Annotated in this window: 28 protein-coding genes and 1 other RNA gene; 13 read left to right on the forward strand and 16 right to left on the reverse strand. The window is 61.3% G+C overall.

Features of this window, described 5'->3' with window-relative positions; all coding sequences use genetic code 11:
- Nucleotides 1–54: 54 nt before the first annotated feature.
- Entirely contained in the window at nucleotides 55–930 is an 876-nt protein-coding gene (locus IEV82_RS19380) for a 50S ribosomal protein L11 methyltransferase (protein ID WP_188483733.1), read from the reverse strand.
- A gap of 66 nt (nucleotides 931–996) precedes the next feature.
- Nucleotides 997–2,229 (reverse strand): MFS transporter, encoded by a 1,233-nt coding sequence (locus tag IEV82_RS19385; protein ID WP_188483734.1) that lies wholly within the window; start codon nucleotides 2,227–2,229, stop codon nucleotides 997–999.
- Nucleotides 2,230–2,469: 240 nt separating this feature from the next.
- Between IEV82_RS19385 and IEV82_RS19390 the strand changes: the two genes are divergently transcribed.
- Nucleotides 2,470–3,531 carry a YeeE/YedE family protein gene (locus IEV82_RS19390; RefSeq protein ID WP_188483735.1) on the forward strand — a complete coding sequence of 354 codons (1,062 nt, stop codon included), beginning with the start codon at nucleotides 2,470–2,472 and terminating at the stop codon, nucleotides 3,529–3,531.
- Between the two features lie 143 nt (nucleotides 3,532–3,674).
- Nucleotides 3,675–4,055: a 5-aminolevulinate synthase gene (locus IEV82_RS19395; RefSeq protein WP_229747927.1), complete on the forward strand. Its 381-nt coding sequence runs from the start codon at nucleotides 3,675–3,677 to the stop codon at nucleotides 4,053–4,055.
- 35 nt (nucleotides 4,056–4,090) lie between these two features.
- On the opposite strand, the gene IEV82_RS19400 is transcribed toward IEV82_RS19395, so the two are convergent.
- Together IEV82_RS19400 and IEV82_RS19405 are read right to left on the reverse strand one after the other, a co-directional pair.
- The gene (locus IEV82_RS19400) at nucleotides 4,091–4,852 is read right to left on the reverse strand and encodes an ABC transporter permease (RefSeq protein ID WP_188483736.1); all 762 of its coding nucleotides are present in this window, start codon (nucleotides 4,850–4,852) and stop codon (nucleotides 4,091–4,093) included.
- Entirely contained in the window at nucleotides 4,849–5,781 is a 933-nt protein-coding gene (locus IEV82_RS19405) for an ABC transporter ATP-binding protein (protein WP_188483737.1), read from the reverse strand. The genes IEV82_RS19400 and IEV82_RS19405 overlap by 4 nt, the downstream gene beginning before the upstream one ends.
- A gap of 61 nt (nucleotides 5,782–5,842) precedes the next feature.
- On the opposite strand from IEV82_RS19405, the gene IEV82_RS19410 reads away from it, so the two are divergent.
- Entirely contained in the window at nucleotides 5,843–6,910 is a 1,068-nt protein-coding gene (locus IEV82_RS19410; protein WP_308420463.1) for a DMT family transporter, read from the forward strand.
- 39 nt (nucleotides 6,911–6,949) lie between these two features.
- Here IEV82_RS19410 and hemE read toward each other — a convergent pair whose 3' ends face one another.
- Complete coding sequence (hemE, locus tag IEV82_RS19415; protein ID WP_188483739.1) at nucleotides 6,950–7,984, reverse strand: uroporphyrinogen decarboxylase; 1,035 nt, start codon at nucleotides 7,982–7,984, stop codon at nucleotides 6,950–6,952.
- 101 nt (nucleotides 7,985–8,085) lie between these two features.
- On the opposite strand from hemE, the gene hemC reads away from it, so the two are divergent.
- On the forward strand, nucleotides 8,086–9,036 hold the full coding sequence (hemC, locus tag IEV82_RS19420) for a hydroxymethylbilane synthase (RefSeq protein WP_188483740.1): 951 nt from the start codon (nucleotides 8,086–8,088) through the stop codon (nucleotides 9,034–9,036).
- Nucleotides 9,037–9,048: 12 nt separating this feature from the next.
- Here the strand turns inward: hemC and IEV82_RS19425 are convergent, their stop codons facing one another.
- From IEV82_RS19425 to nudC, 3 genes are read right to left on the reverse strand one after another with little or no spacing between them, the layout of a single operon-like run.
- On the reverse strand, nucleotides 9,049–9,855 hold the full coding sequence (locus tag IEV82_RS19425; RefSeq protein WP_188483741.1) for a DUF4198 domain-containing protein: 807 nt from the start codon (nucleotides 9,853–9,855) through the stop codon (nucleotides 9,049–9,051).
- The gene (locus IEV82_RS19430; protein WP_188483742.1) at nucleotides 9,852–10,319 is read right to left on the reverse strand and encodes an SRPBCC family protein; all 468 of its coding nucleotides are present in this window, start codon (nucleotides 10,317–10,319) and stop codon (nucleotides 9,852–9,854) included. The genes IEV82_RS19425 and IEV82_RS19430 overlap by 4 nt, the downstream gene beginning before the upstream one ends.
- A 39-nt stretch (nucleotides 10,320–10,358) precedes the next feature.
- Complete coding sequence (gene nudC / locus IEV82_RS19435; RefSeq protein WP_188483743.1) at nucleotides 10,359–11,327, reverse strand: NAD(+) diphosphatase; 969 nt, start codon at nucleotides 11,325–11,327, stop codon at nucleotides 10,359–10,361.
- A gap of 124 nt (nucleotides 11,328–11,451) precedes the next feature.
- On the opposite strand from nudC, the gene ffs reads away from it, so the two are divergent.
- Nucleotides 11,452–11,550, forward strand: an RNA gene (gene ffs, locus IEV82_RS19440) — signal recognition particle sRNA small type.
- Nucleotides 11,551–11,632: 82 nt separating this feature from the next.
- Here ffs and IEV82_RS19445 read toward each other — a convergent pair.
- Nucleotides 11,633–11,827: a hypothetical protein gene (locus tag IEV82_RS19445; protein WP_188483744.1), complete on the reverse strand. Its 195-nt coding sequence runs from the start codon at nucleotides 11,825–11,827 to the stop codon at nucleotides 11,633–11,635.
- 598 nt (nucleotides 11,828–12,425) lie between these two features.
- On the opposite strand from IEV82_RS19445, the gene IEV82_RS19450 reads away from it, so the two are divergent.
- The gene (locus tag IEV82_RS19450; RefSeq protein ID WP_188483745.1) at nucleotides 12,426–13,409 is read left to right on the forward strand and encodes a calcium/sodium antiporter; all 984 of its coding nucleotides are present in this window, start codon (nucleotides 12,426–12,428) and stop codon (nucleotides 13,407–13,409) included.
- A 277-nt stretch (nucleotides 13,410–13,686) separates the two neighbouring features.
- On the opposite strand, the gene IEV82_RS19455 is transcribed toward IEV82_RS19450, so the two are convergent.
- From IEV82_RS19455 to IEV82_RS19465, 3 genes are read right to left on the reverse strand one after another with little or no spacing between them, the layout of a single operon-like run.
- Entirely contained in the window at nucleotides 13,687–14,196 is a 510-nt protein-coding gene (locus IEV82_RS19455; RefSeq protein ID WP_188483746.1) for a protein-tyrosine phosphatase family protein, read from the reverse strand.
- Nucleotides 14,193–14,339 (reverse strand): hypothetical protein, encoded by a 147-nt coding sequence (locus tag IEV82_RS19460; RefSeq protein ID WP_188483747.1) that lies wholly within the window; start codon nucleotides 14,337–14,339, stop codon nucleotides 14,193–14,195. The genes IEV82_RS19455 and IEV82_RS19460 overlap by 4 nt, the downstream gene beginning before the upstream one ends.
- A gap of 59 nt (nucleotides 14,340–14,398) precedes the next feature.
- A complete protein-coding gene (locus IEV82_RS19465) occupies nucleotides 14,399–15,190 on the reverse strand; it encodes an inositol monophosphatase family protein (protein ID WP_188483748.1) in 792 nt (263 codons plus the stop codon).
- Between the two features lie 178 nt (nucleotides 15,191–15,368).
- On the opposite strand from IEV82_RS19465, the gene IEV82_RS19470 reads away from it, so the two are divergent.
- A complete protein-coding gene (locus IEV82_RS19470; protein ID WP_188483749.1) occupies nucleotides 15,369–15,815 on the forward strand; it encodes a YHS domain-containing (seleno)protein in 447 nt (148 codons plus the stop codon).
- Between the two features lie 57 nt (nucleotides 15,816–15,872).
- Here the strand turns inward: IEV82_RS19470 and thyX are convergent, their stop codons facing one another.
- On the reverse strand, nucleotides 15,873–16,778 hold the full coding sequence (gene thyX, locus IEV82_RS19475) for an FAD-dependent thymidylate synthase (RefSeq protein WP_188483750.1): 906 nt from the start codon (nucleotides 16,776–16,778) through the stop codon (nucleotides 15,873–15,875).
- Nucleotides 16,779–16,992: 214 nt separating this feature from the next.
- Here thyX and IEV82_RS19480 point away from each other — a divergent pair, with 214 nt between their 5' ends.
- From IEV82_RS19480 to IEV82_RS19495, 4 genes are all read left to right on the forward strand, one after another.
- Nucleotides 16,993–18,138 carry a hypothetical protein gene (locus IEV82_RS19480; protein WP_188483751.1) on the forward strand — a complete coding sequence of 382 codons (1,146 nt, stop codon included), beginning with the start codon at nucleotides 16,993–16,995 and terminating at the stop codon, nucleotides 18,136–18,138.
- Between the two features lie 8 nt (nucleotides 18,139–18,146).
- A complete protein-coding gene (locus IEV82_RS19485) occupies nucleotides 18,147–19,502 on the forward strand; it encodes a tetratricopeptide repeat protein (protein ID WP_188483752.1) in 1,356 nt (451 codons plus the stop codon).
- Between the two features lie 69 nt (nucleotides 19,503–19,571).
- Complete coding sequence (locus IEV82_RS19490) at nucleotides 19,572–20,000, forward strand: VOC family protein (RefSeq protein WP_188483753.1); 429 nt, start codon at nucleotides 19,572–19,574, stop codon at nucleotides 19,998–20,000.
- 4 nt (nucleotides 20,001–20,004) lie between these two features.
- Nucleotides 20,005–20,715: a DUF1194 domain-containing protein gene (locus tag IEV82_RS19495; RefSeq protein WP_188483754.1), complete on the forward strand. Its 711-nt coding sequence runs from the start codon at nucleotides 20,005–20,007 to the stop codon at nucleotides 20,713–20,715.
- Here IEV82_RS19495 and IEV82_RS19500 read toward each other — a convergent pair.
- The 3 genes from IEV82_RS19500 to IEV82_RS19510 all read right to left on the reverse strand — a co-directional run bounded on the left by IEV82_RS19500 (nucleotide 20,712) and on the right by IEV82_RS19510 (nucleotide 21,941).
- Nucleotides 20,712–21,209 (reverse strand): MarR family winged helix-turn-helix transcriptional regulator, encoded by a 498-nt coding sequence (locus tag IEV82_RS19500; protein ID WP_188483755.1) that lies wholly within the window; start codon nucleotides 21,207–21,209, stop codon nucleotides 20,712–20,714. The two genes, IEV82_RS19495 and IEV82_RS19500, sit on opposite strands and share 4 nt — an antisense overlap.
- A gap of 82 nt (nucleotides 21,210–21,291) precedes the next feature.
- Nucleotides 21,292–21,552: a succinate dehydrogenase assembly factor 2 gene (locus IEV82_RS19505; RefSeq protein WP_188483756.1), complete on the reverse strand. Its 261-nt coding sequence runs from the start codon at nucleotides 21,550–21,552 to the stop codon at nucleotides 21,292–21,294.
- Nucleotides 21,549–21,941 carry a helix-turn-helix domain-containing protein gene (locus IEV82_RS19510; RefSeq protein WP_188483757.1) on the reverse strand — a complete coding sequence of 131 codons (393 nt, stop codon included), beginning with the start codon at nucleotides 21,939–21,941 and terminating at the stop codon, nucleotides 21,549–21,551. Before IEV82_RS19510 ends, IEV82_RS19505 begins: the two co-directional genes overlap by 4 nt.
- A gap of 85 nt (nucleotides 21,942–22,026) precedes the next feature.
- Here IEV82_RS19510 and IEV82_RS19515 point away from each other — a divergent pair, with 85 nt between their 5' ends.
- Both IEV82_RS19515 and IEV82_RS19520 read left to right on the forward strand, forming a co-directional pair.
- Nucleotides 22,027–23,229, forward strand: coding sequence for a pyridoxal phosphate-dependent aminotransferase (locus IEV82_RS19515; protein ID WP_188483758.1), 1,203 nt, complete (start codon nucleotides 22,027–22,029; stop codon nucleotides 23,227–23,229).
- Between the two features lie 111 nt (nucleotides 23,230–23,340).
- Nucleotides 23,341–23,754 (forward strand): hypothetical protein, encoded by a 414-nt coding sequence (locus IEV82_RS19520; protein WP_188483759.1) that lies wholly within the window; start codon nucleotides 23,341–23,343, stop codon nucleotides 23,752–23,754.
- The last annotated feature ends 45 nt before the right edge of the window (nucleotides 23,755–23,799 follow it).

Raw genomic sequence — 23,799 nt, forward strand, 5'->3', positions numbered from 1 at the left:
CAAATCCGCTCGAAATGCGGCAAAATTCCGCAAAAACCTGAAATTGCGGCGCGATTAAGAAGCGGTTTTTTGCAGCGTCAACGTCGTCCAGTCACCAATCTCTTCGCGGTGCCAGGCATTGATGCCGTTTTGCGCATAAGCCTCTGCCACTTCGTCGCCTTGTTCGTTCAGCAGGCCCGACAGGATCACGAAACCACCCGGAGCCAGGTGGCTGGCCATGTCCGGTGCCAGATCGATCAAGGGCTGCTTGAGGATATTCGCAAAGACCAGATCGAAGGGTGCCGTGTCGTGCAATTGCGGATGCTCGAACCCCAGCGCCTCGAGACAGATGACCCGACCGGTCAGGTCATTCGCGGTCACGTTCGCCTCTGCCACGTCAACCGCCACCTCGTCCATGTCGCTTGCCAACACGGTTTCGGGCCAGACCCGCGCCGCGGCCATCGCCAGAACGGCCGTGCCACAGCCGATATCGGCCACGTTGTGACAGGTCACACCCGCCTCGATCAGACGGTCCAGCGCGCGCAGACAGCCTTGGGTCGTACCGTGATGCCCGGTGCCAAAGGCCATCGCCGCCTCGATCAACAGCGGCTCCACTCCGTCGGGCACCGTGTCGGCGTCATGGCTGCCGTAGACATAGAACCGGCCCGCAGCGACGGGCACCAGTTCGCGTCGCACCTTTGCCACCCAATCAGTCTCGGGCAGTTCCGAGACGACAAAGGTTTTCGCCCCGTGCGCTGCCGCCAGAAGCGCCAGTTCAACATCATCGGGGGCCTGCATGAAATACCCGCCCACTTCCCACATGCCGCTGCCATCCTCGATCTCGAAGACGCCTACGCCATAGGGTTCGGGTTCCAGGTCCTCGAGCGCCTCGCCCAACGCCTCGGCCATGGAACTGTCGGACAGGGTGGTGAAGGCGGTGAAGGTGGTCATGGTACTCAACTTTCTGGAACTGCGGCGATGCTGTCCCTCTGCCACGAAGGCCCCCCTGCCGCAAGCTTACTCCGCCGGGGCGGGAACATAGACCGAGAAAACGGTCTCGTTTCCCGGTTCTGGATGGCGCGGAATCATCAGCGCCAGAATCAGCGACACCAGCGCCATGGCCGCTGCCAGCCCGAACACCGCGCCGGGCGAGACAAGCCAGAGATAGCCCAACACCGCGGGCAGGAACACCGCCGCGATGTGGTTGATCGTGAACGCCACCGCCGCCGTCGGTGCGATATCGCCCGGATCGGCGATCTTCTGGAAATAGGTCTTGAGCGCCAGCGCCAGCGCAAAGAAGATGTTGTTCACGATGTAAAGCACCGTCGCCAGCATCACCCCCCAGCCGAACCAGTAGATCCCGCCATACAGGACAAAGACCACAACCAGCCCGGCATATTCCACCGCCATCGCGTTGCGCTCCCCGAACCGGTGCACGATCTGCCCCAGCACCGGGGCCAGCACCATGTTGGCCATGAGAGTCACCAGCATCAGCTTGGTGATTTCATCCACTCCCAAACCGAACCGTTCGACCATCATGAAGGCTGCAAAGACCACGAAGATCTGCCGCCGCGCGCCGGACATGAACTGCAACGCGTAGTAAAGCCAATAGCGCTTGCGCAGGATGAACTTCTTGACTTGCGGATTGGGCGCTTCGAAATGCGGCATCATCAGCACGCAATAGGCCACGATGATCAGCGTCAGCGCACCCGACACCATGTAGACGAAATTGTAGCTCAGGTCATAGGCGCGCCACGTCACCACGATCACGCCATAGGCCACAAGCGTCGCCGCAGAGGCCGCCGAGACCAGCAAACCCAGCATTTGCGGCGCGCGGTCCTTGGGCAGCCATTGAAGCTGCAACGACTGGTTCACCGTTTCGTAGTAGTGAAACCCGATCGAACTGATCAACGTGACGAACAGCAGCCCGCCCATGGACGGGAAATAAGCGGTCATCCCCGTGGCGATCCCCAGCATTGCCAGCGAGATCATCGCCAGCGTCTGTTCCCGCACGAACAGGATCACGGCGATCACGCCAATGGCCAGAAAGCCCGGAATCTCGCGCACGGTGTGCAGCCAGCCGATGTCTGCTCCGTCGAACTGCGCCACCTCGATCACGAAATTATTCAGCAGCGCCGACCATGTCGCAAATGACAGGGGCATGGCAATCGCCATCAGGAACAGCAGCGTGACGGGCCGTTTGTGGATCGGCAGATCACGCGCGTCAGCAAGGGGAACAACGCGCTTCATCGTTTTCCTTTACGCCCGCTTTTTCCCTTTGGCGAGGGTCTAGCGACGCCTGGCCTACCCGTTTTCAGGATGTCACATCATCCGCACGCAGCTTTGAAAATCGCGTTGATCCGTTTGCCCATTGCCAGAGTGTCCGAAATTCCCTGCGATTCTGTTAAATGCCTTGCACAAATCTGATCCACATCAAGGCGCACACATTCACACCTGCGCATACATGGCGAACTCAGGACGGAGAGCGCCATGGATCTTGTCACACTTGTGGACCGCATCGGCGAAGCGCCCACAGCCGCGCTGTTCGGCCTGCTCACCGGCATCGTCTTCGGCATCGCTGCCCAGCGCTCGCGGTTCTGCCTGCGCGCGGCCACCGTCGAATTCGCCCGCGGCATGATGCAGGACAAGGTCGCAGTCTGGTTGCTGACCTTTTCAACCGCCGTCGTCTGGGTGCAGGCGGCGCAGATGTTCGGCCTGATCGACACCACCGAGGCCCGCATGATGGCCGTTCCGGGAAGCTGGTCCGGTGCCATCATCGGTGGGCTGATGTTCGGCGCGGGAATGGTCCTGGCGCGCGGATGTTCGGGGCGGCTGCTGGTGCTGGCCGCCACCGGAAACCTGCGGTCGGTCGTGTCGGGCCTGATCTTTGCCGTGGTCGCCCAGATGAGCCTGACCGGTTGGCTGGCCCCGATCCGCGATAATCTCGCCGCAATGTGGATCACCTCGGGCGGGCGCAACATGAACCTGTTGACCACCCTGCACCTGCCAGAAGGCTCCGGTCTTGTCTTTGGCCTTGCCACTGCGCTGCTGGCGCTCGAACTCTCGCGGCGCAACCAGATCGGCTGGCAACGGCTTGTCTTTGCCTCGGGCGTCGGCTTTGCCGTGGCGATGGGCTGGGCCTTGACCTACGCGCTCAGCCTTGTCGCCTTCGACCCGGTGCAGATCGAAAGCGCCACGTTTACCGGCCCCTCGGCCAACACGCTGATGTTCTTTCTCGACCGCTCATCGATCCTCGAATTCGACATCGGACTGGTGCCGGGCGTTGTGATCGGGTCGTTTCTTGCCGCCTTCTTTGCAGGAGAGTTGAAATTCCAGGGCTTCGAAGGCTCGACCCCGATGCGCAACGCGATGATCGGCGCGGCACTGATGGGGTTCGGCGGGATGCTTGCGGGTGGCTGCGCCATCGGTGCAGGGGTGACCGGCGGGTCGATATTTGCCGGCACCGCCTGGCTTGCACTCTTTTGCATGTGGATCGGCGGCATGAGCATGGATCTGGTCATGGGAGGCCGGGGCCAGCCGGCACCGATCTGACCAAGCGTCTGAGCAGCGTCACAGAAACCGCTTTCCTCCCCAACCAGATCGCGACAAGAACCGGGGGCATCAGGCGGAATTCTTAAGCGGGAATTCAGTGTGAATTCCGACTCTCACGTATTTGAAAACAAGCCATCCATGGTATGGGTGCCCATTGGATTTTTCCCAAAGAACATTTTCAAACGGTAAAACAGATGCTTGTTGTCGATCTTTTTTCGAACAAGACCTTTTTGGTCATCGCCGCTGGTTTAGGCTACGCAGTCGCGACAATTCTCATGAAAATCGCATCCCACGAAACAACAACGGTCCTGATCGGAACGATTGCGATCGTCCTGGCAGCCGTTGTCACCGCCGAGATCCTGCTGCTGCGGCAGGTCGATCTGGGCCTTGCCTATATCGCCATTATGGCCACCGAGACGCTTCTGGTGCTCGGGGCAGCTTATTTCGTCGGTCAACCCTTGTCAGGCCGCGAGCTTGCAGGCGGCGCACTGGTATTGGCGGGCGTGGCCATCGTCAGCTTCTGACAACCCGCCACCGCCCGCTTGTCGAACCGGTCTCGTCATTGCCGGATGCGCCAGCCTGTCTTGAAGATCCACCAGATCACCGCAAGGCACAGCATTGTAAACGCCCCAATTGCCAGCAGGCTCAGCCCGATGGGCACATCCGCCAGCCCGAAGAACGACCAGCGGAATCCCGACACGAGGTAGACCACCGGGTTGAAGAACGAGATTGTCTGCCACACCGGCGGCAGCATCGAGATCGAATAGAACGACCCGCCGAGGAACACCAAGGGCGTCACGATCAGCAGTGGAACCAGTTGCAGCTGTTCGAAATTGCCCGCCCAGATGCCGATGATGAAGCCCAACAGGGAAAAGCTCAGGCAGGTCAGCACCAGAAACAGGAGCATCGCGAAGGGGTGCTGGATCGACAGGTCCACGAACAGCGCCGATGTGCCAAGGATGACCACACCGATGAACAGCGCCTTGGTGGCCGCAGCCCCGACATAGCCCATGACGATCTCGAGAAAGTTGATCGGGGCCGACAGCAGTTCATAGATCGTGCCGATGAATTTCGGGAAATAGATGCCGAAGCTCGCATTCGAGATCGCCTGCGTCATCACCGACAGCATGATCAACCCCGGCACGATGAACGCGCCGTAGGATATGCCATCGACCTGGTCGATGCGGCTGCCGATGGCGGCACCGAAGACCACGAAATAGAGCGAGGTCGAAATCACCGGCGACACGAAGCTTTGCAGAAGCGTTCGGAAGAACCGCGACATCTCAAAAACATAGATCGCGCGAATGGCCTGCCAGTTCATGCTGCATCCTCCTGTTTCGTCACCAGCCCGACAAAGATGTCCTCAAGCGAGTTTTGCCGCGTCTGCAGGTCGCGCAGGACCAGTCCCGCCTCGCTGATATCGCGGATCAGCGTGGCAATCCCGGTTCGGTCCTTCGACGTGTCGTACGTGTAGACAAGCACCTGTCCGTCTTCCTCGATCCGCAAACCGCGATCTGCAAGGGCTGTTGGCAACGCTGTCACCGGCTCGTGCAATTCGATCCGCAATTCCTTTTGCCCCAAACGCGTCATGAGCGCGGTCTTTTCCTCGACCAGCAGGATCTCGCCCGCGTTGATCACGCCGATCCGGTCTGCAATCGCCTCGGCCTCTTCGATGTAATGCGTGGTCAGGATGATTGTCACACCGGACTGTTTCAGCCCCGCCACGATGTCCCACATATCGCGGCGCAGCTCCACATCGACGCCCGCGGTCGGTTCATCCAGGAACAGCACGCGCGGTTCATGCGCCAGCGCCTTGGCGATCAGCACGCGGCGTTTCATGCCGCCGGACAATTCCATGATCTTGTTGTCGCGCTTGTCCCACAGCGACAACTGCCGCAGGATGCGCTCCAGCAGCGCGTCATCCTTGGGTTTGCCGAACAACCCGCGCGAGAACCGCACCGTGTTCATCACCCGCTCGAAAGGTTCGAGGTTGATCTCCTGTGGCACCAGCCCGACCAGCGACCGCGCCCCGCGATAGGCCGTGACAACATCATGCCCGCCCACGGTGATCGTGCCGGATGTGGGCTGCGTGATGCCGCAGATCGTCGAAATCAGCGTTGTCTTGCCCGCGCCGTTCGGCCCGAGCAGCGCGAGGATTTCACCCTCGTGGATGTCCAGCGACACGCCCTTCAGCGCCTCGAACCCGGTGGCATAGGCTTTGCGCACGTTCGTGATCCGAACCATCGGCATCAGGCATCCCTCCTCTTCATGCAGGCAAAGTGCACACCTAATACAGCGCTGCGCAGACGCAATGCCGAAACACGTGCGCCAGAACGCATGGCCTGTGCAGGTCGCTTTTTGGCCTGACCTTTCGGGCCACCCGGCCTATGCCTGCATCATGACCACCTTGACCGACTCCCATATCGCGCGCGGCATCACGCTTGTCTGCATCGGCGTCTTCGCCATTTCGATCAATGACATGCTGATCAAGATGCTGTCGGACGGCTATCCGCTGCACCAGATCGTGTTCACCCGCACAGCCATCGGGATCATCCTGTCCTTCGTGATGCTGCATCTCGAAGGCGGGCTGTCGCTCTTGCGCACCAACCGCCCCAGCCTGCACATCCTGCGCGGGTTGACGCTGGTGGCGGCCAACATGACCTTCTTCGCCTCGCTGGCGGTGCTGCCGCTGGGGCTGACCACGGCGCTCTTCTTTGTCGGCCCGCTGTTCATCACGCTGTTCAGCTTTCTCTTCCTTGGGGAAAAGGTCGGCCCCCTGCGGCTGGGCGCGATCGTGTTCGGGTTCATGGGCGTGATCGTCATGCAGGAACCCTGGAGCGACGGGTCGGAATACGGCCCGCCCTGGCTTTTTGCGCTGCCGGTGATCGCGGCGTCACTTTACGCGGCGATGGCCGTGATGACCCGTGCACTGGGCGTCAAAAGCACCGCGGCCGCGCTCACCATCTACAATCAGGTGATGTTTCTCGTGGTCTCGAGCCTGTTCTACCTTCTTGTCGGACAGGGTCAGGCCGATCCCGGCCCAGACGCGCCCAGCTTGCATTTCCTGTTGCGCGCATGGACATGGCCCAGCCAGCAGGACTGGCCACTGTTCATCCTGACGGGGGTCTGCAACGGCATCATCGCCTATTGCATCACGGCAGCCTACCGCATGGCGCCTTCGGCCAGCATCGCGCCGTTTGAATATATCGGATTGCCGCTGGCGATCTTCTGGGGCTGGCTTTTCTTTGCCGAATGGCCAACGCCCTCGATCTGGACGGGCTGCGCGATGATTCTTGGCGCGGGCCTCTTCGTGTTCCTGCGCGAACGCCGCAAGGGCAAGGTCATCGTGCCAAAACGCCCCGGCGGCCATATGCGCTGACACCTCCCGTATGGGAGATGCCAAGGCTGGTGTGGAGACTCAGGCGCTGCGCACCGTGTCGATCATCAGCTGCACGTTCTCGGGATCCGCATCCGGCGTGATCCCGTGCCCGAGGTTGAAGATATGTGGCCCGTTCCTGAGCGCATCCACAACCTTGCGGGTCTCATCGACCAATTCCTGACCGCCAGTCACCATGTGACGCGAGGCAAGGTTGCCCTGCACACAGCCACCGGGCTGCACATGCTTGGCCACCCATTCCGGGCTGACGCTGTCATCGACCGCGACGCAATCCGCACCGGTCTCGGCATGGAAGCCGATATACTTGTCGCCGGCCTGACGCGGGAAGGCGATGACCGGAATGCCCGGATGCCGGCGCTTGAGTTCCTCGGTGATGACACGGGCGGGTTGGAGCGCATAGCGATTGAAATCCTCGCCCTGAAGCGATCCCGCCCAGCTGTCGAAGATCTTGACCACTTCGGCACCGGCGTCGATCTGCGCCGAGAGGTAATCAATCGTGCTTTCGGTCAACCGCTCGAGGATCGCTTCGAAGAGCGCGCGGTTCTCGTATTTCAGCGCATGCGCCGGGCCTTGGTCGGGCGTGCCGCGCCCGGCGATCATGTAGGTCGCCACGGTCCATGGCGCACCCGCAAAGCCTATCAGCGTGGTCTCTTCCGGCAGTTCGCGCCGCAGGATGCGGATGGTCTCGTAGACCGGGTTCAGCGTGTCGTGGATCATCTCGCCACGACCCAGCTTGTCGAACTCGGCCTGCGTTGTGATCGTGGACAGGCGCGGGCCTTCACCCGTGACGAACCACAGATCCGCTCCCAGCGCCTGCGGCAGCAGCAGGATATCGGCAAACAGGATCGCCGCATCGAACCCGTAGCGCCGGATCGGCTGCAAGGTGACTTCGGCGGCAAGCTCCGGATTATAGCAGAGCGACAGGAAATCCCCGGCCTGCGCACGGGTCGCGCGATACTCGGGCAGATACCTGCCAGCCTGACGCATCATCCAGATCGGCGGGGTCGGAAGAGTTTCGCCCGCGAGGGCACGGAGGATGGTTTTTGTCTGGCTCATCAGGTCTTTCCTTGTCTATTGCCTTCGGATCAACCGTAGAAAAGCATATGTCAAGACAAGCATGGTTGTCAGGACAAGTTTACATGCATAAAGATCGATTCATGACGATTGACTTGCCCACACCCGCCAAACCCCTGAACATCGGCACGCGCGGATCCCCGCTCGCTTTGGCTCAGGCCCACGAAACCCGCGAACGACTGGCCAAGGCCTTCGATTTGCCCTTTGAGGCCTTCACCATCGTCGTCATCAAGACGACAGGTGACAGGATCATCGACCGCCCGCTGAAAGAAATCGGCGGCAAGGGTCTGTTCACCCGCGAAATCGAAGACGACATGCTCTCGGGCAAGATCGACATCGCGGTCCATTCGATGAAGGACATGCCCGTTCTGCAACCCGGCGGGCTGCTGCTTGACACCTACCTGCCACGCGAAGACGTGCGGGACGCATTCATCTCGCCGGAATTCACCGGCATCGCGCAACTTCCCGAAGCGGCCATTGTCGGCACGTCGTCGCTGCGCCGCCGCGCGCAATTGCTCAACCGGCGGCCTGACCTGAACGTGGTCGAATTCCGCGGCAACCTGCAAACCCGGTTGAAGAAACTGGATGACGGCGTGGCCTCCTGCACCTTCCTCGCGATGGCCGGTCTGAACCGCCTGCGCATGGACGAGGTGCCGAAAACCGCCATCGACTCGACCGACATGCTGCCCGCCATCGCACAAGGCGCCATCGGCATCGAACGCCGCGCCAACGACATGCGCGCCGCCGAGATGCTGGCGGCGATCCACGACACGCAGACGGGCCAACGCCTTGCCGCCGAACGCGCCTTTCTGGCCGAACTCGACGGCTCCTGCGAAACGCCGATTGCCGGTCTGGCCGAATTGGACGGCGACACGCTGCACCTGCGCGGCGAAGTGCTCCGTCCGGACGGGTCGGTTTCACATGCCGATCAGATCAGCGGCCCGATTTCAGACGGTGCCACGATGGGCAAGGCGCTGGCCCGCACGCTTCTGGATCGCGCGGGTCCCGGCTTTTTCGACTGGCATACGAATTGAACGCTGTGCCGGTTACTCCGGCACGGCAAAGGTCAGTGATGCCCAGAGGCTTTCCCACACGGGGTCGTTTTCCGCCCGCGGCTCAAGCGGCCGCAGCACCACCGCATCGGCAAGATAGGCATAACCCGGCTGCACCGGCAGGGTGACGCGACCGTTGGCATCCGTGCGATGCAGCGTCACCGTGACCTTGCCCGAAGGCGGTCTTGCGAACAGTTCGACCTGCGCATCGGCACGCGGCGCACCGTTGTAGAGCACTCGAATCGGCAAACCACCCGCCATGTTGTCGGTATAGGGGTTCGCCTCGGCCACGATCTCGGTCAAAAGCCCGACCTTTGCATCCTTGCCTGCGCCATCGCCCACCGCGATCAGACTCTTGGCATAGCGGCTGTAAAGCTCGACAAACCCAGTTTCGGGCAAGCCACGTGCCGCATGGTCGGCCAGAACACGGTCGAAATCCTTGTGCTCGACGAAATTCACGAATTTCTGCCATTCGTCATAGGTCAGCGTGTAATCGGTGGTCTGGTGGATGATCACGCACAACCCGTCCTGCGGCGCTGCGACATTCAACGCGGGACGATCCCCCGCGCGGCCCGGCACGGCATCCAAGTCACCGGCGCATCGCATGTCGAACCGCTCGAAACTGCGTTCAAGATAGGGTTGCTCTGCCCCGGCAAAATTCTCTCCAACGCGCAGGGCCGCCACCAGGGTGCCATCCGACGCCACGGTATAATCGACGGGATCAATCCAGAACTCGTGCGCCGACAGTGAGACCGGCAAGCTGGCAAGTGCCACCACGCTCAGGATATTCGAAAATTTCATGCGGTTTTTTCCAGCTTATGTTCGATGCCGCGTGCGAAATCGGTCATGCGTTTCTTGAACCTCTTGTTGATGTTCGACCGCGCCAGCTTGAGCGATTGCACCAGAAGCCGGGCCGACAGCGTCTTGGGTGTCATCTTGAACACCACGTTCACCCGCGTCCGATTGGGCGACATTGGCACCAGCTCGATCAGCGTATTGGTCTCGAGCCCACCGGACGCGCCCTCGAATTGCACCATATTGGGCGCATCGCAGGCCGCAAGGATGATCTTGGCAGTTCGCTCCTTGCCGCGAAACCGAAAGGTCGATTCCCAGCCTTCGCCAATCGTGGGCTCGGCCCCGCGAAACTGTCGCCGCACGTCAATGCCGCGCCGCATGGCCTGCCGCTCCAACGCGTCGAATGCCGTCAATTCCGCGAAGACATGCTCAATCGGTGCAGCCACATCCTCGGTTCCCGTCACTTGCATCGGCTCGCCCCCGTTCGATACAGTTGGACTAGACTTGCCTCATTCCAGCGTATCGGCAAGCCAGTTGCGCAATAAAAAATGCGCGATGGCGCCTTTGCGCGCAGGCAACAGCCCTGTTCTCAGCCCCGCGACCGCATCCATCACCTCTTCACGGCTGACCCAAAGCGCGTCTTCGATCTCGTTTGGATCAATCGTGATCTCTTCGCTGGTCGCGATGCCGTGGCACCCGAACATGAGCGACGCGGGAAACGGCCAGGGCTGACTGGACAGGTAACGCACCTCGCCAACCCGCACACCCGCCTCTTCCCAGACCTCGCGGCGCACCGCCGCCTCGATGGCCTCGCCCGGTTCAACAAAGCCAGCGAGGCAGGAATACATCCCCTCGGGCCAGCCCGGCGAGCGGCCCAGCAGAACCTTGTTGCCGTGAGTGATCAGCATGATGACCACCGGGTCGGTGCGCGGGAAATGGCTGCCTCCGCAGGCCTGACACACCCGTTGCCAGCCCGCCTGCGTCACATCGCTGGGCGCACCGCAGCGGGCGCAAAACCCATGTGTCTCGTGCCAGCCCATGATCGCCTTGGCGGTCGCCGCCAGTTCCGCGTCACGCGTACTCAGCACCGTCATGACACCGCGCAGTTCGGCAAAGCCGTGATCCGCAGGCAGTGTCGGATGGGTCTGCACGCTCTTGTCGACAAAGGCGCCGATCTGGCTCAGATCCGTGTCCGGAACCCAGTCCGAAATGTCATGCGCAAACCGCGCGGCGCCGTCCTCGCGGCCCAACAGGATCGGCATGCTGCGCGCCTCTTTCAAAATCGGATGATCCAGCGGCAATCGAACCAGCGCGCACGCCCCATCCGACTGGGCGACAAGCGGCTTGCCCTTCCACATCAGAATCGTCCGGGTCGCAGCATCCTGCAACAGCGCGGCAATCGCCGGGATATCTCCCCTGAGTTCCGCCGCTCGATCCAGCCCCGAGCCGCCAAAAGTCACCTGTTCCGCGCTGCGCATTGCGTCTCACCCTTGCTGTCACGGATTGCGCTTGCCACGCGGGGACGAAAAGAACAATGCACACAGCAGGATTTGCCGCGCTCGACGGGTTGCAATCCGGGCGGGCCTCTACTATCTGGATCGTTGAGAGGTTGGCGCGGGCGAGCACCTCGCCAACCCGGTCAGGTCCGGAAGGAAGCAGCCGTAACGAGCCCCGCTTGGGTCGTTGTCCAGCCTCTCACCTACTCCAATATCATCATTCCTGAATGCCTTTGAAGTTGGCCAAACGCGCCGTTGCGCGTTGGCCATCCCCGAGACCAAGGTGGCTACCCCTGCAGCCACATGGTCAGCGCCGTTCCGATCAGCAGGAGCAATGCAACGGCCCCCGTGATCTTGGTTTCCATGCCAAGGTGATTTTCGCTCTGGTCGGTCGCCTGATGGCGCCAGATTTCGCGCAGCAAAACCAAGAGAAGCACCGAAAGCGGCAGGAAGAACAAAACCGCAAACGTGTTTTCCATCATTTGGGGTCGTCCCCCGGTGCACCGAGCGCACCCAAGGCTGCGCGGGAACATCCCGTCTCACGCGGTGACTGAGCGAGAGCGACAAAACCCGGCAAGTTTGGTGGAGTTAAGAGGAAACCAAACCGCACTTTCGGGTTGGTCGGAACAGGTGCGGGAATAGCCCAGTCGCCAAGCGAGTGAACAAGAACCTCATGCCTTTGCGGCGTCACGATCAAAGTCTCCAAGCCCGGATGCGCCGGGCGCGGTTCGCCACTGACCCATGCAAGATGACGCCCCCATCAGACGACAGGCCGGCGCCATTGCATGTCTGGCTTCGCTGAGATCATGCCGGAAACCATCCCGCACAAGGGCCGGTCGCAAATAAATATTCCGCACACTCGCGCTTGACTGCAAACGGCCAATCGCCGCGTCCACACAGCGCGAGTTCCGGGTCCCCGACACGCATCATGCAGCGGTGCAAGGCTGCACCTTTGCGCTGCTCAGGAACTTCTGAACACCAGCCGGGAACCGGAACGGTGCCTTCCAGAGTTGACTGTCAGAGACACACAGAAAGCCATTCTCTTGAAGTCTTGGCAATTGAAACAAAAATGGAATCAACATGTTGGAAATTTGGCTGCCTCTTATCGCAGGTCTTGTCCTGCTGATCGCCGGGGGTGAATTCCTTGTCAGGGGTGCAGTTCAGGTTGCAACGCGGTTTGGCGTGTCCCCTCTGGTCATCGGGCTGACACTGGTCGGGTTTGGAACGTCGACACCCGAGCTTGTCACCTCGGTTCAGGCAGCCTTGTCGGATGCGCCCGGGATCGCCTACGGCAACATCGTCGGCTCCAACATCGCCAACATCCTGCTGATTGTCGGCGTCGCCGCGCTCATCAGCCCGATGATCATCTCTTCTGTTGCATTAAAACGCGATGGGGCTGTCATGCTGGCCGTTGCCATCGTGTTTTCGGCCGTGGCTTTTGCGATGCCGCTTGGCCGTCCGCTTGGCGCACTCTTCATCGCGGGGCTGATCGTCTACGTGTATTTGGCGTTCCGGCAGGAAAAGATGTCCGCGCCCGCCGGTCACGGCGCGGTTTATGACAAGAGCCTCGCATTGCAGGGAACCGACACCGCACTCGCCCCCGATGCGCCTGCACAGGGGTCTCTGCTGACACCAATCCTCATTGCACTCGCCGGGATTGTACTTGTGGTGATCGGTGGCCGTTTCCTAGTGGAGGGCGCTGTCTCGTTGGCACGGGGCTTCGGCATTTCCGAGACCGTCATCGGCCTGACCATCGTCGCCATCGGCACCTCGATGCCCGAATTCGTGACCTCGGTGGTGGCCGGGCTGCGCAAGCAGGGCGACGTGGCGTTCGGCAACATCGTCGGGTCGAACATCTACAACATCCTCGGGATCGGCGGCTTCACGGCGCTGATTTCGCCGGGCGCGGTGCCGACAGAGATCGCGACTTTCGACAACCTTGTCATGATCGCGGTGACGCTTGCGCTGGTTGCCTTCGCCTGGACGGGCCTCAGGATCGCCCGCTGGGAAGGCGCGGTGCTTTTGGCCGGATACATCACCTACGTCTACGTCATCTGGCCTTGAGGGTTGTCGCGTTTGTGAGGGCGTTTTACAGCGAGCCAAGACTTATCGGCGAAGTTGCGCAGAGGCTACAAATAGGTCATTCTGACTGACCTATTTGTCCTTGCATGGGCGGTCTTGACCTGAAGGACCACCTCGCTGCTTTATCCACTCGCCTTTTCAAACCCTAGATTTCTCCTATAATATCAAATACTTAAATCTTGACGGCAGCGATACGCCAATTGCAATTATGCTTATGCAGGCAATGTTCAGAAACGGGTGATCGAGGCGCTCGTCCGTGTCAGTCCTCGTGACGCAGGAACACCGCCGGTTCACGCTTGGCGGCGAGGGCCCACGCCATCTGCGCGTCCGTCTCGACCGCGCAGGGCCGGACCTGGCGCAGCCGGTTCAAGGCATCATCCGCCGCTTCGCCCATCTCGATCATCAGCCGCAGCGCCACCATGCCGGACCGCCCGCACCCACCGCGACAATGCACCAGAACCCGACCACCACCGGTCAGGGCGCGCCGCGCAGAGCTGCTGACCTCGGGCCATGCCTCCTCGAATTCCGCGTCGGGAACGCCAAAATCATGAATCGGCAAATGTTCCCAGCGGGTTCCGGTGTCCGAAAGGGTGCGCCACAATCCGGTCGCCCCCGCCGACACGAGCTCCGCCTCGGTCACAAGTGACATCACGATCGACGGCTTCCATGCGATGATGTGCGTGATGTCGCCAGCATAATCGCGCTCCCCGCCCGGAATCGGCGAAATGGCCAGAATGCCCTGTCCGACCGACACCGCGTAGACGATCATCTCACACCCTTTTGCGCCTCGAACGAGACGTCGCTGCGGATGTTGCCGATTTCAAACCCAGTGAAAAACCGGTGCGCGCATGACCCTCGACTGCGACGACGATCTTCGATCTTGCGGCTGCCGCGACTGCCCTTCAGGCGCATATCATCCCCCCTCACTCAGGGTTTCATGATACACAAGCCACCCACGCAGGATAGCCCCATCAATCGGCGTGACGGATCACCTTGGCGAGCGCCGCAAAGATCTGGGCGTTGGCGCACAGAACCGAACCGTCTTCCAAAGGCACCTGCCCAGGACGCACCCCTTCGACCAAGGCGCCCGCTTCGGCTGCGATCAACACGCCGGCCGCCAGATCGGTCACCGCGCCTTCGCGCTGCCAGAATCCGTCGAACCGCCCTGCCGCAACATAAGAGAGGTCCAAAGCCGACGATCCCGAGGCCCGCATGCCCGAACATTCCGGCATCACCCGTGCAAGATCCTTCAACGTGGCAGGCAAGGTCCGCTTCACGCTGAAGGGAACGGCGTGGCCCAACACCGCCTCGACCAGCTTGGTCCGGCTCGACACGCGCATGCGCTTGTTGTCGTTCAACCAGGCACCCTGCCCTTTTTCGGCATAGAACATCTCGTCCTTCGCGGGGTCGAACACCACCGCCGAAACGATCTGGCCCTTGTGTTCCAGCGCGATGGACACGGCGAAATGCGGCTGCCCGTGCAGGAAATTCGCACGGCCCTCGATCGGGTTCACGATCCAGCGGCGCGTCGGGTCTTCGCCCTCGGTCTCGCCCGTCGGGTCGACATAGCCATAGGTCCCACGTGCGCCCGTCAGGTCATCGCGCAGGATGGCCCCTGCCGCCGTGGCCGAGCGCGAGACAAACTCGACAGCGTTCGACGCCGAGGTCTGCAGGTTCTCGACCTCGCGGAAGTCCTTGTTGAGCGACCGACCCGCCTTGCGGGCGGCTTTGATCATGATGTTGAGATTGGCGCTACCCTGCATCATGGGCCTCCGGCTGTTCGGGATCAGACCGGGCGTATAAGCGGGACAGCCACCAATGCCAAGGGGGCGCGGGCGATGACGGCATTTCACGACACTGTCAGCTGTGTATCAACCTCCTTCTTTCCGTGGCGTCACCCCCCAACTGTGATGCAAAGTTGTTGAAAAAGGATGAACGCCCATGAACCGCCGCAGATTTTCCGCCCTTGTCCTCGCCACCCCTGCACTCTGGCTCGCGCGCCCGGCCCTCGCCCGCGAACCCGAGATCTACCAGAACGGCGGAATCGCCATCGACGGCTCTGACCCCGTCGGCTACTTCACCACGGGCGGCCCGGTGCCCGGCGACGACGTGACCGTGGACTACAAGGGCGCAACCTGGCGCTTTGCCGAGCAAGCCTCCGCCGACGCCTTCGCCGCCAACCCGACCGCCTACGCCCCCGCCTTCGGAGGCTACTGCGCCTTCGCCGCCTCCCGCGGTTACCTCGCGCCGACAATCCCCGAGGCCTGGACGATCCACGAGGGCACGCTCTACCTCAACGCCAACCTGCGCGCCCGTGAGTTATGGCTCGAGGACATCCCCGGCAACATCGCCAAGGGTGAAGCGAATTGGCCGGGGATTTTGGGCTAACCCGTGGGGTGCGTGATCTCACGCACCCCCGTGCCTCCGCCCGTCAACGTGCTGAAATCACCCCAACAACCCCTCAAACTCCCGCCATTCCCCCTTGGACATGCCAGAGGTCTCCTGCGTCACGGACTCGCCCTTGAGCATCCGCCGCACGCAGTCCAGCGCGGTCGCCGACAGCGTAGCGCCCCCCATGCGGTAATCCTCGAAGGCGCGATAAGCGAAGGGAACCCAGTCGGCGACGACTTTGCAAATCTCGTCGGCGTAAACCCTTATTTCATACTGCGCATGCGAATCTGCCCGGAGTCGGAGGAAATGGAGCAGGTTGTGCAGATCGACCTTCCAATACCATTGCGTATAGATGTTCGCGGGCAGGTTCATCCGGGCCAGTTCGCGCGCCAGTCCCTGTTGGCCCTCTTGGCTGATCATCTCTTCGTAATGATCGTAGCAGCGCATCGCGTCCTCGCGCAGCAGGCGCAGCACGCGGTCCGCTTCCTCACCCTCCAGCGCCGCACCGCGCCCCTGGTTGTTCACCACCGACTGCGCGTTCAGGTGTTCCGGCGCGGGGATATAGAACTCCCGATCCAGAATCGAATACCGGGCCGAGTATTCGTTGACGTTGGCCGTGCGGTGCCTGATCCATTGCCGCGCAACGAAAACGGGCAGTTTGACGTGCAGCTTGATCTCGCACATCTCGAACGGCGTCGAATGCCAGTGCCGCATCAGATACCGGATCAGCCCTTCGTCGTTCTGTACGGATTTCGTGCCCTTGCCGTACGACACCCGCGCCGCCTGGCAGATCGCGGCGTCGTCACCCATGTAATCCACCACCCGGATGAACCCGTGATCCAGCACCGGATAGGCGGTATACAGATGCGCCTCCATGCCCTCGCTGACCGCGCGCAGCGTCTGTTGCGGCGCACCGCGCTGTTCGGTGATTTCGGCCTGTTGTTCCGGCGACAGGGGCATGGCGAATCCTTTCCCACTAGGATGAGTCGTCACCAACTATATCTCGGGGGGTGCTCCGCAGGAACCACCAAGGATGGTATCTTGCACCGAGGTCGCAGTCCTCCTCTTTTTCGCGCCCACCCGCGCGCAATGCGTTGACTTTCAACGAACGCCACCGGATTTTCGGAGGAGGGGTCGCACAGAAGACCAAAAGTTAGCCGGGGCAGTATCTTTCATGACACGCATTCTATTCCTCATCCTGTGTTTGGGCTTCGTGGCCGCCTGCGACAGCGGCGGAGGCGACGTTCTGCGCGCACCAACCACCGGCGATGGCACCGGAACGGATGCCGACGGTGACGGCACCCCGGATGAAACCCCGATCACCAGCGATCGTGGCACCCCGGAACTGCCCCCCGGCACGACGAACCCGACCCCGAACAACGAGATCGTCCGCAGGGAAGCGCGCGATGATGAGGACGGCGGAGGTTTCGCAACAAACATCCAATACCTCAACGATCAGGGTCAGGACGAATTCTTCGTCGACAACATCGCCTTCGACGGTGACAACGTCTACACGCGCGGCGATCCGGTCACCGGCGTGGCACAGCTTGGGTCATTTGCGGTCTATGAAGGTGCCGAAACCACCGAAGACCCGGTGACGGGAACCACGCTGCGCACCTTCACATATCGCGCGATCTATGGCCGCAGCACCAACGGCGAAACGGAATTCGCAATCGTGCGATCAGGCTCCTACGTCGATTTCGGCTTCGGCGGCTTTGTCTATCAACGCAACGGGTTCGACGACGATGGCAACGCGGTCAGGCTGGTCCTGCCCGAAGAAGGGGACGCGCGTTATCTCGGCGATTATGCAGGCATTCGCGTCTTCCGGGGCCGAGGCGGTTTGGAATATGTCGAAGGAGATGCCGAAATCTTCGTCGACTTCAAAGACTTCAACGATGGCAACCGCGGCGTGGCGCTTTTCGTGAACAACCGTCGCCTGTACGACATCAACGGCACCGAAATCACCCGCACCTATCTGGACGCGCTGGGGCGCGGCGATGCAGCCGGTGATGGCTCCACGACGCGGTCGCTGATCCCCGAAATGGACGCAGAAGGCAATCCCGTTCTGCCGGCAATTCGTCCCGTCATCTCGCCGGATGATGCCGATGCCAATGGTGAAATCGCGGGCGAAGTGTTCGAGATCGCCCAGTTTGACAACGGCGACACAATCGAAAGCGGCGAGGGCACCTATTTTGCGATCGTCTCTGGAGAGGATGCAGGCGAAATTGTCGGCGTTCTTGTGATGACGGGCGATGACCCGCGCTTTGACAACGAGGTCACCTACCAGGAAACAGGTGGGTTCATCGTCTATCGCCAGTGATGCCGTGTATGCGCCGCCGGATCAGCCTGACGCTCGCCGCCTTTATATTGGCCGCGGCGCAAGCCTCGGCGCAGGCTGTGCTCAGCCCCGAGCAAATGCGAGAACTGGCAGGACAGGCGGTGCTGCAGGGCCAGGCAGGGCTGGCCTATGATCTGACAGGCGCGCTGATCGACCGTGACGACACCGATCTTGACGCCCACCTGATCCGGTCGCGGGCGGCCCGCAACCTTGGTCGCAACGAAGACGCCCTGACCCATGCGCGCCGCGCCTGGGCGCTGTCCGATGAGGATCCGGCGAAGTATGCATCCGCGCTCGCGATGGCGCAGGCCCTGTCGTCGTCCGGGCGACGCACTGCCGCGCAACTCTGGCTGCGCCGTGCGGTGCAGATCGCTCCGAATGAGGCGCTCAAGGCCCGCGCCGCCGAGGACTTCCGCTATGTGCGGCGGCAAAACCCGTGGTCCACAGCCCTGCGGTTTTCGATTGCGCCAAGCTCGAACATCAACAATGGCAGCCGCAACGAAACCTCCGAACTCTTCGGCCTGCCCTTCCAGTTTGCGCTGGAGGGCGAGGCGCGCGCGCTGTCCGGTGTCGAGATCTCGACCGGGCTGAGCATGCGCTACCGCCTCGCGAACACTGACCGCAAGCGGACCGATCTTCTGTTCGGTCTGTCGTATCGAACCTATGTGCTCTCCGACGATGCCAAAGATATCGCGCCGGATGCCGAAGGGTCCGATTTTGCCACCGGCTCGGTCTTTGTCGGCCTGCAGGAGGATTACGCCCTGCCCGGTGGCCGGGCGCGGCTTGGATGGGACGCCCGACTGGGCCGGACCTGGTACGCTGGCAATCCGCTGCTGTCCTATACCCGTCTGGGCGCAAATTATCGCCGAGTGGCCGGGGATAACGGGATGCTGAGCCTGTCGCTCAACCGCGAGGGGCAGAACGGCGAAAACGGTCGGCAGGATGCGACGATCTGGAGCGCGCAACTGGGTTACGGCATGTCGCTTGCCAGCGGCGATACAGTGTCGCTGTCCACCAGTTTTCTGAACTCGCACAGCGATGCGGATTACCTCGATTACACGCAACGCGCGATCTCGGCGCGCTACGGCCTGGCCAATCCCATCGGTCCGGCACAACTGGAATTTGGCCTGACCCTGTCCGAAAAGCGCCATGAGGTGTCGAGCCTGACAGCCGATGGCCGCGACGAGCGCAGCATTTCCGTCAGCGTTACCGCAGCCCTGCCGGAGATCGATTTCTACGGCTTCATTCCGACAATCACCCTGAATGCGGAGCGGACCGAGGCCAATATCGACCTCTACGAGACCGAAAATTTCGGCATCCAGCTTGGTATTCGATCCGCCTTCTGACACCGCTTTGGCACTCGACATCGCGGCGAATTGGCCTAGCCTCTTGGGGAACCAAACCAAGAGGACACTATGCCCCTACGCTATCTCCATACCATGGTCCGCGTGAAAGACCTTGAAGAATCGCAGAAATTCTACAGCCTGTTGGGCCTCAAAGAGACCCGTCGCATGGACAATGAAAAGGGGCGGTTCACGCTGATCTTCATGGCGCCCGAGGGGCAGGAGGACTGTCCGGTCGAACTGACCTACAACTGGGACGGTGATGACGGACTGCCGTCGGACAGCCGTCATTTCGGCCACCTCGCCTACCGCGTCGATAACATTTATGACACCTGCCAGCACCTGATGGACAATGGCGTCACGATCAACCGTCCGCCGCGCGACGGGCATATGGCGTTTGTGCGCTCACCAGACAACATCTCGATCGAACTGCTGCAGGCCGGCGACGCGCTGCCACCGCAAGAGCCATGGTCCAGCATGGAAAATACCGGTCACTGGTAATGTGATGCGGCACGTCGCGACAGCCCTCGCGCTGGCGGTCTGGTGGGCGTTCGCGGCACCCGTTCAGGCGCAAGGCCACTGCCGACTGGCGCTTGTGCTTGCGCTCGACGTGTCGTCGTCAGTCGATGCACGGGAATATGAGCTTCAGCGTGACGGCCTTGCCGCCGCGCTGGGTGATCCGACGATCCGCAGCGCGATCCTCGATGGCGACGGGCATGTCGCCATCACAATCTATGAATGGAGTGGCAGGCGGCAGAGCGTGATGATCCGCGAATGGAGCCGCCTGACCGACAACCGGTCGATTGACGAAGTCATCCAGTCTCTGCGATCCGCCCCCCGCAGTCATTCGCGGTTCCCCACGGCGATGGGCTATGCGCTTGGATACGGAGCAACGCTGCTGTCGCGCGGGCCGGAATGTGATCGACGGGTGATCGACCTGTCCGGCGACGGCGAGAACAATGACGGCTTTCCACCGCGTCTGGCTTACACGCATTATCCCTTTGCCAATGTCACGGTCAACGGCTTGGCAGTGCTGGGCGGGTCGCAGGATGTGGTGGATTACTTCCAGCGCGAGGTGCGCCACGGGTTCGGCGCTTTTGTCGAAACCTCGGAAGGGTACGAGGGCTACCGAGATGCAATGACCCGCAAGCTGTTGCGCGAGTTGAACGACATGATCCTCGGGGCCAATCCGGTCGAAAGGTCCCGGCCCGGCTAGTAGATATAGCGGATCTGATCGGTCCAGTAGCGTTCCATGCGGCGCAGGGTGGTGCTCATGTCGCCCAAGGTCCCGTGGTCGATCACATTCTTTGCGATCAGCCCATCGGCATGGCGGGCGAAGAGCGCCGAAATGATATCCCGGATTTCGCGTCCGCGTGGCGTCAGCCTGACCCGCACCGACCTGCGGTCGATCTCGCAGCGCTGGTGATGCATGTATCCCATATCCACGAGTTTCTTGAGGTTGTAGCTGACATTGCTGCCTTGATAATAGCCACGGGTCTTCAATTCGCCTGCCGTCACCTCGTTGTCCCCGATGTTGAACAGGAGCAGCGCCTGAACAGCGTTGATTTCGAGGATGCCGACCCGTTCGAATTCATCCTTGATCACATCGAGCAGCAGGCGGTGCAGACGTTCCACCAGCGCGAGCGCTTCCAGATAGCCGTCCAACATGGCGTTGGCGCCGTTCCGATCAACAGATGCATGGATGCTCATTCGTTTCTCCGCCTTGTCCGTCAGGCAGGAGAATCGTCCATAATCCCCAATAATCAGTTAAGTCCGGAACATTCTTTTCGGCTCAACGCTCGAAGGCGACTGACGAAATGTCCAAGATCATGTCGCGCAGGCCATCCGGGGCGGGTTTCTGGCCGCTGACCCACTGATACAAATCCTGATCGTTCTCCGACAGGAGCGCATCATAGCGATCCAGCGTGGCATCATCAAATTCCTCGAGCCGCAGTTCCGCATACCGCGCGAGAATGAGGTCCATCTCCTTGATTCCACGGCGCATCGACCGCATGGACAGGCGTTTCAGACGATGTTCGCGAAGTTCGCTCATTCAGAAGTCACCATCAGGTTGCGCAGACGTTTTTCCAGACGGGCCAGTTGTTCGGCCTTGTAGTGAAGTTCGGATTTCATCTCGCGGATTTCAAGGATGATCTCGGTCAGTTCCGTCGGAAGCGGCTCGACATCCGGACCATCGACACCTTCGCCCTCGCCGTTGATCAGCCACATCATCGACACGTTCAACATGCCCGCCAGCATCGACAGGCGGTTGGCACGGGGTTCGGCCACATCGTTTTCCCAGTTGCGGAGCGTGGATTTCTTGACCCCCAACCGCTTGGACAAGGCATCCTGCGTCATGCCCGCGGCCTCTCGCGCTGCGGTCATGCGGTCGCCGAACGTTGCAATTTCAGGCGCGTACCAGTTCTCGGTGCTGTCGGTCATTGTCTCTCCTTTCGCGATCCTCGCTTGATCGCCGTCAGACCGCATCCTAAGACAGTTGCGGTGCATTCACAAACAGGGGCCGACCATGCCGTTTCTTTCCGACACTCTCGCCCGCGTCAGCCCCTCTCCGACGGTCGCAGTCTCGCAAAAGGCGATGGAGCTGAAAGCCGCAGGTCATGATGTCATCGGCCTTGGAGCCGGTGAGCCTGACTTTGACACGCCCGACAACATCAAGGCAGCCGCAATAGCGGCGATCGAGGCGGGAAAAACGAAATATACCCCGGTCGATGGCATTCCCGAGGTCAAGCAGGCGATCTGCGCCAAGTTCAAGCGCGAGAACGGGCTGGACTACACCCCGTCTCAGGTGGCGGTTTCCACAGGTGGCAAGCAGGTGCTGTACAACGCGCTGCTGGCAACGCTGAACCCCGGTGACGAGGTGATCATCCCGGCCCCCTACTGGGTCAGCTATCCTGACATGGTGCGGTTGGGCGGCGGTGAGCCGGTGATCGTGGAAACGACGCTCGAAGACGGGTTTCGCATTTCGCCCGAGGCACTCGAGGCGGCGATCACGCCGAACACGAAGTGGTTCATCTTCAATTCTCCGTCCAATCCCACGGGCGCAGGTTACGGCCACAACCAGTTGAAAGCGTTGACAGATGTGTTGATGCGGCACCCCCATGTCTGGGTGATGACCGACGACATGTACGAACACCTGGCCTATGACGGGTTCCAGTTCTGCACCCCTGCACAGGTCGAACCGGGGCTGTATGACCGAACGCTGACGGTGAACGGCGTGTCCAAATCCTATGCCATGACCGGCTGGCGGATCGGCTATGCCGCGGGACCCGAACATCTGATCGCCGCGATGCGCAAGCTGCAATCGCAATCCACGACGAACCCCTGTTCGATCAGCCAATGGGCGACAGTCGAGGCGCTGAATGGCCCGCAGGAATTTCTGGCCGAACGAAACGAGGCGTTCCGCAAACGCCGCGATCTGGTGGTCGCAGGCCTGAACGCCGCCGAGGGCATCACCTGCGCCGTGCCCGAAGGCGCGTTCTACGTTTACCCGTCGATTGCGGGCTGCATCGGCAAGACCAGCGCGGCCGGCACGCTGATCGACACGGACGAGGCATTTGCCACGGCGCTGCTCGAGGAACAGGGCGTTGCGGTGGTGTTCGGCGCGGCCTTTGGCCTCAGCCCGTATTTCCGGGTCAGCTATGCCACATCCGATGACGTTCTGGCCGACGCCTGTGGCCGCATCCAGAGCTTCTGCGCCGGACTGGCCTGAGACGCGGCTGAGGCGGTCAAACGAAAATTCCCTTGGTGATCCGGCCCTGCCAAGGCTGGTTTACCAGAACGTAAGTTGTTAGCGTGATGTGAATGTAAGTACGAGGCCAGAATGGCAGGAGAGCTTCCCGATTATTACTTCAGGGTCCGGGAAAATGGCGCCCTCGTGTTTCGTGTCGACACAGAGAACCCGCAGCGGCGGATCGAGATGGATCAGATCGCCGTGGTCAACATCCGAAATGGCGAGATCAAGCCGCATGGGGACCGCACGCTGAGCGAAGTCGACGTGACCGTCATCCGAGACTGGATGCAGGAACGTCAGGGGGTCCTTGCGGGGCGCGATGTGGATGACATCCTGCGCACCGTCGACCATCTCAACCTGACGACGCAATGGGCGCAATCCCGCGCCACCAATGAGCAGCTTGAAACCGTGACCGATGCGCTGCTCCTGGCGATGCACGATCTGCGCGGCGTGCTGGTGCGGCGCAAGGCCGAGCGGCTGATGGGCCAAGACAAGACCGACTGAGGCACGCGAACGCTTCCCCCCTCCGCCCGGCTCTGCCATACTACC

This window comes from Marivita lacus, from assembly GCF_014637725.1.
In the GTDB taxonomy this organism is placed as follows: domain Bacteria; phylum Pseudomonadota; class Alphaproteobacteria; order Rhodobacterales; family Rhodobacteraceae; genus Marivita; species Marivita lacus.

Excerpts from the sequence above, each read along its gene's own strand:
- IEV82_RS19455 (WP_188483746.1), bottom strand. The coding sequence starts at position 14,196 with ATGATCGTCTACGCGGTGTCGGTCGGACAGGGCATTCTGGCCATTTCG.
- hemC (WP_188483740.1), top strand. The coding sequence starts at position 8,086 with ATGACGATTGACTTGCCCACACCCGCCAAACCCCTGAACATCGGCACG.
- thyX (WP_188483750.1), bottom strand. The coding sequence starts at position 16,778 with ATGCCCCTGTCGCCGGAACAACAGGCCGAAATCACCGAACAGCGCGGT.
- IEV82_RS19400 (WP_188483736.1), bottom strand. The coding sequence starts at position 4,852 with ATGAACTGGCAGGCCATTCGCGCGATCTATGTTTTTGAGATGTCGCGG.
- IEV82_RS19395 (WP_229747927.1), top strand. The coding sequence starts at position 3,675 with ATGGGTGCCCATTGGATTTTTCCCAAAGAACATTTTCAAACGGTAAAA.
- IEV82_RS19460 (WP_188483747.1), bottom strand. The coding sequence starts at position 14,339 with ATGCGCCTGAAGGGCAGTCGCGGCAGCCGCAAGATCGAAGATCGTCGT.
- IEV82_RS19385 (WP_188483734.1), bottom strand. The coding sequence starts at position 2,229 with ATGAAGCGCGTTGTTCCCCTTGCTGACGCGCGTGATCTGCCGATCCAC.
- IEV82_RS19485 (WP_188483752.1), top strand. The coding sequence starts at position 18,147 with ATGCGCCGCCGGATCAGCCTGACGCTCGCCGCCTTTATATTGGCCGCG.
- IEV82_RS19430 (WP_188483742.1), bottom strand. The coding sequence starts at position 10,319 with ATGCAAGTGACGGGAACCGAGGATGTGGCTGCACCGATTGAGCATGTC.
- IEV82_RS19390 (WP_188483735.1), top strand. The coding sequence starts at position 2,470 with ATGGATCTTGTCACACTTGTGGACCGCATCGGCGAAGCGCCCACAGCC.
- IEV82_RS19380 (WP_188483733.1), bottom strand. The coding sequence starts at position 930 with ATGACCACCTTCACCGCCTTCACCACCCTGTCCGACAGTTCCATGGCC.
- IEV82_RS19470 (WP_188483749.1), top strand. The coding sequence starts at position 15,369 with ATGAACCGCCGCAGATTTTCCGCCCTTGTCCTCGCCACCCCTGCACTC.
- IEV82_RS19445 (WP_188483744.1), bottom strand. The coding sequence starts at position 11,827 with ATGATGGAAAACACGTTTGCGGTTTTGTTCTTCCTGCCGCTTTCGGTG.
- IEV82_RS19500 (WP_188483755.1), bottom strand. The coding sequence starts at position 21,209 with ATGAGCATCCATGCATCTGTTGATCGGAACGGCGCCAACGCCATGTTG.
- IEV82_RS19495 (WP_188483754.1), top strand. The coding sequence starts at position 20,005 with ATGCGGCACGTCGCGACAGCCCTCGCGCTGGCGGTCTGGTGGGCGTTC.
- IEV82_RS19510 (WP_188483757.1), bottom strand. The coding sequence starts at position 21,941 with ATGACCGACAGCACCGAGAACTGGTACGCGCCTGAAATTGCAACGTTC.
- IEV82_RS19515 (WP_188483758.1), top strand. The coding sequence starts at position 22,027 with ATGCCGTTTCTTTCCGACACTCTCGCCCGCGTCAGCCCCTCTCCGACG.
- IEV82_RS19405 (WP_188483737.1), bottom strand. The coding sequence starts at position 5,781 with ATGCCGATGGTTCGGATCACGAACGTGCGCAAAGCCTATGCCACCGGG.
- hemE (WP_188483739.1), bottom strand. The coding sequence starts at position 7,984 with ATGAGCCAGACAAAAACCATCCTCCGTGCCCTCGCGGGCGAAACTCTT.
- IEV82_RS19520 (WP_188483759.1), top strand. The coding sequence starts at position 23,341 with ATGGCAGGAGAGCTTCCCGATTATTACTTCAGGGTCCGGGAAAATGGC.
- IEV82_RS19450 (WP_188483745.1), top strand. The coding sequence starts at position 12,426 with ATGTTGGAAATTTGGCTGCCTCTTATCGCAGGTCTTGTCCTGCTGATC.
- IEV82_RS19505 (WP_188483756.1), bottom strand. The coding sequence starts at position 21,552 with ATGAGCGAACTTCGCGAACATCGTCTGAAACGCCTGTCCATGCGGTCG.
- IEV82_RS19480 (WP_188483751.1), top strand. The coding sequence starts at position 16,993 with ATGACACGCATTCTATTCCTCATCCTGTGTTTGGGCTTCGTGGCCGCC.
- IEV82_RS19465 (WP_188483748.1), bottom strand. The coding sequence starts at position 15,190 with ATGCAGGGTAGCGCCAATCTCAACATCATGATCAAAGCCGCCCGCAAG.
- nudC (WP_188483743.1), bottom strand. The coding sequence starts at position 11,327 with ATGCGCAGCGCGGAACAGGTGACTTTTGGCGGCTCGGGGCTGGATCGA.
- IEV82_RS19425 (WP_188483741.1), bottom strand. The coding sequence starts at position 9,855 with ATGAAATTTTCGAATATCCTGAGCGTGGTGGCACTTGCCAGCTTGCCG.
- IEV82_RS19490 (WP_188483753.1), top strand. The coding sequence starts at position 19,572 with ATGCCCCTACGCTATCTCCATACCATGGTCCGCGTGAAAGACCTTGAA.
- IEV82_RS19410 (WP_308420463.1), top strand. The coding sequence starts at position 5,843 with ATGCCGAAACACGTGCGCCAGAACGCATGGCCTGTGCAGGTCGCTTTT.